Origin of the sequence: Microcoleus sp. D2_18a_B4 (assembly GCF_036702475.1) — a bacterium.
GTDB lineage: Bacteria > Cyanobacteriota > Cyanobacteriia > Cyanobacteriales > Microcoleaceae > Microcoleus.
On record NZ_JAUBTL010000110.1, the window covers coordinates 1 to 9,615 of the forward strand.

At 43.6% G+C, this 9,615-nt stretch carries 9 protein-coding genes; 6 read left to right on the forward strand and 3 right to left on the reverse strand.

The window, feature by feature from the left end; genetic code table 11:
• Nucleotides 1-329, reverse strand: a 329-nt coding sequence (locus tag QUB04_RS31715) for an RRXRR domain-containing protein (RefSeq protein WP_333290650.1), incomplete at its 3' end; no start/stop codon positions are given.
• 232 nt (nucleotides 330-561) lie between these two features.
• On the reverse strand, nucleotides 562-732 hold the full coding sequence (locus QUB04_RS31720) for a hypothetical protein (RefSeq protein WP_333290643.1): 171 nt from the start codon (nucleotides 730-732) through the stop codon (nucleotides 562-564).
• A gap of 144 nt (nucleotides 733-876) precedes the next feature.
• Between QUB04_RS31720 and typA the strand changes: the two genes are divergently transcribed.
• The 6 genes from typA to QUB04_RS31750 all read left to right on the forward strand — a co-directional run bounded on the left by typA (nucleotide 877) and on the right by QUB04_RS31750 (nucleotide 7,725).
• Nucleotides 877-2,667 (forward strand): translational GTPase TypA, encoded by a 1,791-nt coding sequence (gene typA, locus QUB04_RS31725; RefSeq protein ID WP_190744161.1) that lies wholly within the window; start codon nucleotides 877-879, stop codon nucleotides 2,665-2,667.
• Between the two features lie 322 nt (nucleotides 2,668-2,989).
• Nucleotides 2,990-4,141 carry an AAA family ATPase gene (locus tag QUB04_RS31730; RefSeq protein ID WP_333290644.1) on the forward strand — a complete coding sequence of 384 codons (1,152 nt, stop codon included), beginning with the start codon at nucleotides 2,990-2,992 and terminating at the stop codon, nucleotides 4,139-4,141.
• Nucleotides 4,131-4,724, forward strand: a complete 594-nt coding sequence (locus QUB04_RS31735; RefSeq protein WP_333290645.1) for a hypothetical protein — start codon at nucleotides 4,131-4,133, stop codon at nucleotides 4,722-4,724. Before QUB04_RS31730 ends, QUB04_RS31735 begins: the two co-directional genes overlap by 11 nt.
• Nucleotides 4,725-4,961: 237 nt before the next feature.
• A complete protein-coding gene (locus tag QUB04_RS31740) occupies nucleotides 4,962-5,834 on the forward strand; it encodes a ParA family protein (RefSeq protein WP_333290646.1) in 873 nt (290 codons plus the stop codon).
• Entirely contained in the window at nucleotides 5,831-6,277 is a 447-nt protein-coding gene (locus QUB04_RS31745; RefSeq protein ID WP_333290647.1) for a hypothetical protein, read from the forward strand. The genes QUB04_RS31740 and QUB04_RS31745 overlap by 4 nt, the downstream gene beginning before the upstream one ends.
• A 68-nt stretch (nucleotides 6,278-6,345) precedes the next feature.
• A complete protein-coding gene (locus QUB04_RS31750) occupies nucleotides 6,346-7,725 on the forward strand; it encodes a DPP IV N-terminal domain-containing protein (protein WP_333290648.1) in 1,380 nt (459 codons plus the stop codon).
• 140 nt (nucleotides 7,726-7,865) lie between these two features.
• Here the strand turns inward: QUB04_RS31750 and hpsL are convergent, their stop codons facing one another.
• The gene (gene hpsL, locus QUB04_RS31755) at nucleotides 7,866-9,533 is read right to left on the reverse strand and encodes a hormogonium polysaccharide biosynthesis protein HpsL (RefSeq protein ID WP_333290649.1); all 1,668 of its coding nucleotides are present in this window, start codon (nucleotides 9,531-9,533) and stop codon (nucleotides 7,866-7,868) included.
• Between the last annotated feature and the right edge of the window lie 82 nt (nucleotides 9,534-9,615).

The following is a 9,615-nucleotide window of genomic DNA, read 5'->3' on the forward strand; positions in this document are numbered from 1 at the left end:
GTGTGACGAGAACGCCTCCCCCGACGTAGAGAACGACGGGATTCTAAAGATGCTTTGATGGCTTGACCGCGATGAGTCAACTCAGCACCAAAGATTACTTTGTCGTTTTGAACAAGAGCAATCCCTGTGGTTTTAGAACCGGGGTCTAGTTTAATTGTGACGGGTTTAGGAATATCTGCAACCTCTTTTTTGAGAATGATGCTGAACGGATATTTTCTAAAAACAGATGCTCTACCCATCGATAATAAACGTCTCGCCATAGAAGGCTTACACGGTGTAAGCGGTTTCTTTTTAGCATCAATTACAAAAACGAAATTGGGTTTCAACATTTTGGCGTTGTTTCCTAAAAGTAAAGTTTGCTTCAACCCTGTTATCTTCTCGGTACTATGCAGATTGCACTTCCTCTAACCAATCTCGGATGTTTAACAATCTACTTACAGAGCTTGGAACTAGCGAATCCCAAGGTGTGAACTTAAACGCTTAGAGATAACGATTACTCGCTTTGAGTGGTCTGGAGTAGCTGCAATACCTCGGATTACTCCGAAATACTACGGATTGGTGCTACTCTGATATAACGCTGAATATCTCTGGGTTGTACTTCCATAAAGTCGATCGTACTTGCACCCTCATCTTAATACCGGCGATCGCCCCGTATCCAACCTTCTTCACCTGGGTCAACTCAACATCGCCGATCGAAAGGAACTCTGCCGTCAGGGGTAGTGTAACGCTCAATTTCTTTCGGTTGCGCTTCCATAATCTTGATTCTAGCGACGATCGCACTCCAATCTTACAGCCCCGCCCGATCGCCCCTTGACTCCATGCGCTACAATTATTAAGAAATCTTTAGTTAGATCCGTTTAACGTTCCAGACGCATTATGAGTCTTCCCATTCGCAACGTCGCCATCATTGCTCACGTCGATCACGGCAAAACCACCCTTGTGGACGCTCTCCTCAGACAGTCCGGGATCTTCCGCGAAGGGGAAGAAATCCCAGATTGCGTCATGGACTCCAACGACATCGAGCGCGAACGTGGCATTACCATCCTTTCCAAAAACACCGCCGTCAGGTACGGAGAAACCCTGATCAACATCGTCGATACCCCCGGACACGCGGACTTCGGCGGAGAAGTCGAACGAGTTCTGGGCATGGTTGACGGCTGTCTGCTGATCGTAGACGCTAACGAAGGCCCGATGCCGCAAACCCGGTTCGTGCTCAAAAAAGCCCTAGAAAAAGGACTGCGCCCGATCGTCTTTGTGAATAAGATCGATCGCGATCGAGCAGACCCCCACAAAGCCGTCGATAAAGTTTTGGATCTGTTCCTCGAACTAGGTGCTGACGACGATCAGTGCGAATTTCCCTATCTCTTCGGTTCCGGCTTAAGCGGTTACGCCAAAAAACACCTCGAAGACGAAGGGGTAGATATGAAGCCCCTCTTTGAAGAAATCCTCGACCACGTACCACCCCCCGTCGGCGACCCCAACAAGCCACTACAACTGCAAGTAACCACCTTAGATTACTCAGAATACGTCGGTCGGATCGTCATCGGCCGCATCCACAACGGCACGATTAGAATCGGTCAACAAGCAGTCTTGATCACCGAAAGCGGCGCGCTTGTCAAATCAAAAATTACCAAATTGATGGGCTTTGAAGGCCTGAAGCGGATTGATATCCCAGAATCTTCTGCTGGTAATCTTGTCGCCGTTGCTGGTTTTGCTGATGCGTATATTGGCGAGACAATTACTTGTCCGAACGACCCGCAAGCGCTGCCTTTAATCAAGGTAGATGAACCGACTTTGCAGATGACTTTCTCCGTGAACGATTCGCCGTTCTGCGGTCAAGAAGGAAGTTTGGTAACATCTCGGCAAATTCGCGATCGGCTGATGCGAGAACTCCAAACCAACGTCGCCTTGCGCGTCGAAGAAACCGACTCTCCCGACAAATTCCTCGTATCCGGCCGTGGCGAACTCCACCTCGGAATCCTGATCGAAAATATGCGTCGCGAAGGATACGAATTCCAAGTATCCCAGCCCCAAGTAATCTTCCGCGAAGTCGGCGGTCGTCCCTGCGAACCCTTTGAATGTTTGGTGTTAGACGTACCCGAAGAAGCAGTCGGCGGCTGCATCGAACGCCTCGGTCAGCGGAAAGCAGAAATGCAAGATATGCACGTCAGCAGCACCGGCCGCACCCAAATCGAATTTTCAGTCCCCGCTCGCGGTTTGATTGGATTCCGAGGCGAGTTCATGCGCTTGACTCGCGGCGCTGGAATTATGAACCACAGCTTCCTCGACTATCGCCCCCTCGGTGGAGAAATTATCGCCCGTCGCAACGGAGTATTGATTTCCTTTGAAGAAGGAGTTGCAACTACTTATTCACTGAAAAATGCTGAAGACCGCGGCGTATTTTTCATTACCCCCGGAACCAAGGTTTACAGAGGGATGATTATCGGAGAAAACAACCGAGATGAAGACATGGAGCTGAATATTTGCAAGTCGAAGCAGTTGACAAACCACCGCGCATCTGGCGGGGAAGAATTGGCGCAATTGCAAGCGCCAGTCGATATGAGTTTGGAACGTGCTTTGGAGTACATCGGTCAGGATGAATTGGTGGAAGTAACGCCAAAATCTATTCGCCTGCGGAAGGTTTCTAAGAAGTTGGTCAAACGCTAAAACAACTTAAGGGCTGGCAATTTTGCCAGTCCTTAGTGTCAACTTCCAACTGTATTTAAAGGCAATATTAATAATTGTAAACAACCCAGTAATTATGAGGAAAATCTAAATTGGATAAGCAATTAAGCAGATGGAACCATGAAAACCACCGTTGAACTTAACTAAGAATTGGTTAAAGAAGCCTTTCGGTTAACCAATTTCAAGACATAAAAATAACTAATTGGCTTGGCTTTGCAAGTACAAAGTCTTGTGTGAGAACGAATGTATTTATAATCTGCCCTTAAATTGCTCATTATCCTAACGTTTATCAATAATAAAAATTATGCTGAAGAGAATTTATGTAAATAATTTTAGATGCCTGGTCAATTTTGAATTGACAGTAGATAGCTTAAATCTCTTTCTGGGTTCAAATGGATCGGGCAAAACTACCGTTTTCGAGGTTTTAAGAAAACTACAGAAATTTATTTTAGGCGATCAAGCTTCCCAGCAAGATTATAAAGTATCAGATTTGTTTGCCAGCAAGGATTTAACAAGATGGCAAAAATCAAACATTCAAAAATTTGAATTGGATATTCAAGGAAATGGTGGCATTTATAAATATACCCTAGAGATCGAACATCAAGGAGACTATGCACCTTCTAGAATGCGACTAGAAAGCTTAACTTTTGACGGACAACCTCTGTTTAATTTCTGGGTTGATGCAGGGGATAGAGGTATGCCTGTAGGTCAAGCTAGGCTCTATAATGACGAGCCCGATCGCGAAGGTGCTTTCTTGCCGTTCTTTGATTGGTCGCGTTCTGGCATTGGTTTTATTTACGAGAGGCCTGACAATCTAAAGCTTACATGGTTCAAAAAACGGATTTCTAACTTTTTTATTGTACAGATCAATCCTTATATAATGGAATCAGAAAGTCTTAAGGAGGAAAGTTCACCTAACTGGGATATGTCAAATTATGCAGCTTGGTACAGCTATTTATCTCAAGAATATCAAGGTAAAATCCTTAAATTAACGCTGGAATTACAAAAGATTATCCAAGGATTTGATTCATTTCAAAATTCTAAATCCGGTGATGTTAGGATTTTGTCAGCATCTTTTACCCGTCCCAGCAAGGCTGCTTATAGGCTTAATGAATTATCACATGGTCAAAAAGCTTTAATTGCTCTATACACCTTAATATATTGTTCTCCTGATGATAATTTTACTTTGTGTATTGATGAACCAGAAAATTTCCTAGCTTTACCGGAAATAAAACCTTGGTGGGGTAGGGTGATGGACTATTGTCTGGAAAATCAAGCACAAGTAATGTTAATTTCTCATCACCCCTCATTAATTAATTACTTAGCAAGCAATTCAGGTTATTGGTTTGAACGAAGAGATAATGAAGCTGTCCGCGTGCGGCGAATTACTGATACTGAAGAAGAAGGTTTATCAGTTGCTAAGCTTATAGAACTTGGATGGATTTATGACGAGTAGAGATGATTTACCAGAAGTAACTATTCTCTGTGAAGATATTGACCAAGAGCGATTTATCAGACAATATCTGATCTGCTGCAGCTTGGACGATCGCAAAATTAAAGACTTTGGCAATCCTAAAGGGAAAACAATTAAAAATAACAATGCTTTGATACTCAAGCATTATCCAGAGCTGATTAAAAGTTATAGAAGCCGTAAGTACAGAAATATTGCTGTAGTAGTGATGATTGATGCTGATGAAGATAGCTTGGACGATCGAATGCGTTCTTTAAATATAGCATTAGACGAAACAGCAGGTAATTTAAACAAAGATCCGCGACTGCCTAATGAGAAAGTGGCTATTTTTGTGCCCGCCCGAAATATTGAAACGTGGTTTTATTACATTAATAACAATATGGAAGGGCAAGAATGTAATGAAAATACTGATTATAAAGATAAAAAAATGAGTGCAGAAGAGAGGATTGAACTAGCTAAAAGAGCGGCCAAAAAATTGGCTACAGAAATATGTCATCAGGGAGTCGATCGCATTACTTTGCCTTCTCTCCGTTATGCGTGTAGGGAGTTGCAAAGGCTACAGTTGTAAAGAATGAGTTAGTTGATGTGACATGATGTTCTGTTATATCCCCGATTTCTTAAAGCCATCGAGTATCTGGGTTTTCTGTTTTGTTTAAGTTGTTCTACTTAGTTAATGATATAATATCAAACTTTCCTTGTTAGAAAAAAATTTGCACCTAGTGACCCTAATGTACGATCGCGCGATCGACTAACCGCCACAATATGTTTTAATTTATATTTGAGCAAAATCCAAACAAAGCCAGCCATGAGTCCTAAATCAATAGCCGTAATCAACTTCAAAGGCGGTGTCGGGAAGACTACCGTCACTTGGAGTCTGGGAAATATTATATCCCAAGGAACAGACTTAGAAGTCTTGATGTTAGACTTAGATCCGCAAATGTCGCTCACAGAGGCGATCGGACTTAACGAAAATACAGGTCATTTAGATGATAAGTTTGGTAAGTGGTACGAACAATCTCTCAAGCATAGGCTTACAATTTACGACGCTCTAGAAGTCTTTAAAAAAGCCGGACAGAATTTTAAATTTCCCGTTGGTTTCGACACCATTTATCAGATTGACGAACAGTTGCATTTTGTCCCTTCAGTTGAAGAATTGTATTGGTTGGATATCGATGGATTTGAGGGGAAAAGTGTTAAAGACTTCATCCGCAGATTCATCGGCAAAATCGCCAACTCTGCCAATCTCCCCAAATACGACGTGATGCTTTTTGACTGTTCGCCTTCCTTCAGTCTCCTCACCTACAGCGTACTCTCTTGCTGCGACTTAATATTAATTCCCGTCAATCCCGATTATTTTGGTTCTAGGGGATTGAGTTTAGTTTTAAACTCGCTCCAGAAACGGATTGAGCCTTATCCGTTTCCCAAGATAGCAGTCTTTATGAATAGAGCTAAAACCTATGGAGGATTGCTGACCAATGAAGTTCAGTTTTACATGAGAGAAGTAAAGAGACTTTGCGATGAGATATCAAAAGATAATAACATAGAAGTTAGATTTTTAGAATCGACGATTCGGGAAAGCGTCGGGCTAAAACGGGCGATAAATGAGGGAGAACTGCCGCGAGAATTAGTTAGAGAATTTGAAAAACTATGGCGCGAGTGTGAGGAGTATCTGAAATGAGTAAAAAAGAAATTTTGGCTGCTTCCGAACAAGAAAGCGGGGGGTTGGTTGAGGAAATTGGCGAACTTAAGGAAATCTTGCGGGACGTTGCTCGAAAATTAACCCGGCTTGAGACTCAAGTCAAGCGGGGAGTGATTTCTGCTGGCTCAAAAACTTCGGATATTCCCAGGGGTGCTGATGTTAATAAACCTGCTAATTTATCGGCGGCTAATGTTCTAGAAGTTTATGAAGAACTTCGTTTACAAGCTAAGAAGGGTAATGAAGAAGAGGTGAGGCAAAAGTTGTTGGCAATGAGTGCAACTGACTTGAACTTGATGTGTTGCGAGTTAGGGATGCCACCCAGCAGCAAGAATCCGTCCCGCAAAAAAATGTTTGAGCTAATTATTGGCAGAATTAAACAGAGTTTGAGGCTGTCGCGGCATATAGACCGACAAACACTTTGAAAATTAGCAGAGGAATCGATAAAATGCGTTTTAACTTGCATTTCCCTCTGCGATATGGAACAGGCAAGATGCCCGTTCCACAAAAGCTTGTTCCACAAGATTTTCAGTTGAGTGTGGGGAGTAGGGGTTGGGCATCTTGGCCGCCCCTGAAAAGCTTGTGGCAAATTCTGCAACTTTTCAGCTTCCATAAATTATGGCCGATAAGTGCGATCGGCCTATTTTCACTAACACTCTTAATCAGCTTGTTTTTGAGCCTTCACAGCCCTCCCCCAACCGCAGCCCAAAAACCAAGGATACTAGCGTTTACCGCCCTCCAGATGCGTGGCAGCGAGAACAGATCCCCTTTATTTGCGGTCAATGCTACCAGTTGGGCTCGCCGCGAACTTACACCTAATATAGATGTTATCGCTCCCCTAGTGTGGTCGCCCAACGGCCAGCGACTGGCTTTCGTTGGCGGATACAGCGACATCTATACAGTCAATGCTGACGGTTCTCGACTAACTAAACAGTTTGCTGAGGCTGGTTGCAAAGCAGCTAATTTTGAAATAGCTTGGTTTTCCAACAGCCAGAAACTTCTTTTTGCCCGTTCTTGCAACGGTTTTACCTCTGATACTCCCGGCAGTCAATCACTTTATACAAGCGACACTTCTGGCATCCAAGGAACTAAATTAGTTAGGAATTTGGAAGTAGGAGGATATCCGCCTAAAACAGAAATTTCATCACAATTTTACCTTTCGCCGGACGGCCAGCAGGTAGCATTTGTCAAGGATAAAAATATCTACAAAATGAATGCCGACGGTTCGGGAATGACCAAACTAACTAAAAGCCCCGACGAAGATATAATATCCGGCAGAAGTGATCTTTTTTGGTCGCCCGATCGCACAAAAATTGCTTTCTTGTCGGGCGCTGATCCCAAAGAGCAAATTTACACCATTAATGCCGATGGAACCAACCTCAAAAAATTGACCAACAACCCGCAAAATGAGGTTTACAGCGTCAAACTGTTTTGGTCGCCCGACAGCAGTCGCATTGCTTACTATTACAATAAACCTGGCGATTCATCAGGCGAACAGCAAGATATTTACCTGCTCGACATTAACCGGGGGACAGCCAAGAACCTCACCCAAAAACCCAGAAACTACGACGAAATTTCGTGGTCCCCGGATGGCAAATTTATTGCTTTCGTCGCCGGAGAGTTCAACAATCAAAAACTCTACACAATCAAGGCTGACGGGAACCAGCTAAATCAACTAGCTACCCGGCTAAAACCGTCGGGAATTTCTCAATTAGCTTGGTCTTCTGACAGCCAGCAAATTGCTTTTATATATAATGAAACCGAAGGCGAGAAAAGCAACTTGTATGTAATTAATCGGGACGGTTCAAGATTGACTAAAGTGACAAACGACAAAGATTTGAATGCTAGCAATCCGGTTTGGCAACCGCAGTAAAATTAAGAGCAAAAATATGCTGTAGGGGTGGTTTTAGCACAGATAAACCCAGAATGGCGGGCTATCTTTGCATCGCCTTGGAGCGAAAGCGGGTTACTGAACAAGAAAGAATCCACCAAACTCAACACTCAAAACTCTTCTCAAATTGGGGAAGATGCAATAATTTTTTTCTCATTTAATCGCTGGTGAACTTGCAATTCATTTGACTCAACTTCCTGCTGTTTCTCATCCTGCACCTGTTTATCAATTTTGGGCAACTTTAAAATCGCCCCAGCTAAAACCCAATAATACACGGACACTGGATCTACATCCAGCGGATAGTATTGAGTATTGATCGTAATAAATGCAACAAACACCCAAAAACTAGCTCCGTAACTCCGCAAACTTTTGTCCTTGACAGATCGGTAAGCTCTAAAAGTGAGAAAAGCTAAGTGTAAAAGCATGATCTGAAAACTAATCATTCCCGGATAACCGAGTTCGTAGATTAACTTAGGTTGGAAAGTTTCAATTAGCTGCGTGGCACCAAATATTCGCGTTGAATTAGTTGCTCGTCCCACACCTCTACCGAGAGGTTTGTCAATGATAAAATTGTTGCTCTGCTCGAACTGATTAAAGAGAAACTGCTGGGGCGGTGCAGCATTCCAGCGACTAACAAAACTCTCCCACCGCTGCTCGACAATTCCCGGGTTAATAGCTGCACCGACAAACAGCAGAATCGCCAGTCCTGCACCGATGGGAATAAATCGTTTTAAATTAACTAATTGACCGGTGAGAACTAGGAGGATTGCTGTAGCAAGGGGAACCATAACTAAAGCAGCTCTTTGACCGGAAATAACTGCATTGGCAAATACTAATGCCATGCCAAATAAACCGATAACGCGCCACCAGAATGAAGGATCGCAAAAGGCCGAGGCAAAGGTTAAAAAAGCATTAGAAATTAAAAACCACGCCCACTGCCAAGGCGCGACAAAAGTTCCCGGCAAGCGGACAAACTTGACTTCTGGACTGAACACCAAGGAACCGCCGACAAAACATCTAGCTTCCAGCGTTGCTTTATATAATTCTGCTCCGATCATGCCTCTGGTTCCCGCACACTTTCCACTTTGCAGCAACAGGTACTGAATCAAACCTAGAAGGCAGCAAACGATCGCCAAAACGATGTGCATTCGACTAAAAAACACCAAATCCTTCTTGGTGCGGAGCAGATAATAGGTACAAGCAATCAGCGGTATGTAACCTATCAATACTTTTAAGCCGAGAATTCCTTGCAGAATTGGTTTGTCGCCCCCCCTAGGGTTGAGCTGCATCTCCCCGTTGACAAAAATTAAAGTCAGCATTGCCATCATCAACAGGATGCTGAAGGTAGAAAGCATTTGTTTGGGAATGAACAGGGGCAACTGTTTCTTTTTGCAGCTTTGAATTAGGGCGATGAGAGCTGGTATGTAGAAAGCATCTTTGGCTATTTGAAATGCAGCATTCCCGCCGCCAATTGCGTAGGTAATTGTACCGCTGAAAGGCAGGTAAATTAGAAAAGTCCACAAAGCTTGACGGGGGTATTTGTAGGAAAGCAGCAAGATGGCTGCGGCTGCGCCTCCTGCAATAGCAATCTTAGGACCGGCTACGAAAAACAGGGGAATGCTGAGAGCAACGGTGACTAAGCAGCTTATGGCGATCGCCTGCACCAATTCATTGCGCTTTTCTGAAATTTTGCGTTTTTGTGCAGCTACTTCTTTTTTGCTTAGCGCTGTTGTTTTTTCGCTGTGCTTGTGTTTGGATTTCTTGGATTTGCGCTTGGTTTTCAACAACATATAGCAGAAGGAAGAAGGAAGAAGGAAGAAGGAAGAAGGAAGAAGGAAGAAGGAAGAAGGAAGAAGGAAGAAGGAAGAGGGA